Consider the following 829-nt stretch of genomic DNA (forward strand, 5'->3'; position numbering starts at 1 on the left):
GTGTCCACGTCGGGTGAGATGGGGACGTCTGTGCCGCTGAGGGTGGTCAGGTCCACCCCGGTGTTTTCGGTGTCCTGTGGTGTTGCGTTGGGGTGGTCGTCGGGGTGGAGGGGGGGTGTGTTCTGGCTGGTGGTGCGTGGGCGGGGGGCTGGGGTGATGTAGATGTGCTCGGAGCCGGAACGGATGCCGTGCGGTTCCATCTTGCTGTTGAGGTAGATGCCGGTGAGCTGGGCGAGGGGGAGGAGGAGGTCGGCGGGGGTGGCTTCGACGTGCCAGGTGGTGGCTGTGCTGTCCTGGCCGGTTTCTGTGGTGTGTGGGTTGTGTGCGGTGAGGGTGGTGCGCTGGTAGCGCTGGTGGGCGGCGGAGTGGTCAGCGGCGTTCAGGACGGTGAGGTGGAAAAGGTCACGGTCGTGGATGCGGAGGCCGGCTTTGTTGAGACGCTGGGCCGCCGCGTGGACGTTTTCCCAGAACTTGGATTCCTGTTCCTCGGCGAAGATTTCGGGGTTGGTGAGCTGGATGCGCAGGGTGACGTCGATGACGGGGTGGCCGGCGTAGTCGAAGCGGCGTACCTCGAGCACCGAGTGGGCCGGGACGCTCTCGGGGCGGCTGTTCTCGTCGAGGGGGTCGTGGGCGGGTCCGGGGACGGTGAAGTCGTGTTCGTGGAGGGTGACGGGGGCGGCGTCCCAAGCCGCCTTCCAGACGGCATCGTTCGGGTGACCGCCTGGGGCGCCGTCCGTGGGGATGGCCGGGGGCTCGTCGGTGACGTCGGGGGCGGCGGGGGGCCGGTCGGTTTCGGGTGAGCCGGCGGTGGTGTCGGCTTCGTCCGGGG

1 protein-coding gene is annotated in these 829 nt (G+C 68.8%); it reads right to left on the minus strand.

The genetic code is table 11. From position 1 onward, the window contains the following. Positions 1–829: hypothetical protein (locus KUM32_RS36415; protein ID WP_217146173.1), on the minus strand; the 829-nt coding region annotated here is incomplete at both ends.

This window comes from Streptomyces sp. AC627_RSS907, assembly GCF_019049165.1.